The organism is Streptomyces zingiberis (assembly GCF_012034935.1).
Taxonomy (GTDB): Bacteria; Actinomycetota; Actinomycetes; order Streptomycetales; family Streptomycetaceae; genus Streptomyces; species Streptomyces zingiberis.
Genome location: NZ_JAATEN010000062.1, coordinates 1 through 550, shown reverse-complemented (window position 1 = coordinate 550; position 550 = coordinate 1). Strand labels below are relative to the sequence as shown.

Sequence of the window (550 nt, the reverse complement as noted above, 5' to 3'; positions counted from 1 at the left end):
TGGCGTGGACCGCGGTCACCCGGCCGGCCGGGTCGAGGTCGAAGTGGCGTAGGCCGCCGGCCATGGGGTCGTCGATGGCGGTGAGGTGGCCGTCCGGGCGGTAGGTGTAGGCCCGGTGCCGGCGGACCTCGGCAGTGCCTGCCGCCCCGCCCGGGAGAGGCGTTCCTGCCGCCCCGCCCGGGAGAGGTGTTCCCGCCGCCCCGCCCGGGAGGGGCGTTCCGGCCGTGCCCGGTCGCCAGGCCGTCGGATCCGGGCCTGCTCCCCGCGATCCGGTCGGCCGGCTCAGGAGGGTTTGGGTGGTGAGGCGGCCTGCGGGGTCCCAGGTCTGGGTGAGGGTGGCGTGGTCGCCGAGGTGGCGGGTGAGTTCGTGGCCTGCGGGGTCGTGGTGGTAGGTGAGGGTGTGGCCTGAGGTGGTCAGGGTCGCGGTGTTGCCGGCCGGGTCGTAGGTGCGGGTGGCTTTGGCGCCCATGGGGGTGATGCGGGTGGTGCGGCGGCCCAGGGCGTCGTAGCGGGAGGAGATGGTGCGGCCGCCCACGGTCTCGGAGGTGAT

Annotated in this window: 1 protein-coding gene; it reads right to left on the bottom strand. The window is 75.6% G+C overall.

Translation table 11 applies throughout. The annotated features are described in order from the left end of the window. The coding region (locus HCK00_RS26695) for a hypothetical protein (protein ID WP_168104614.1) at positions 1-550 on the bottom strand (550 nt) is incomplete at both ends.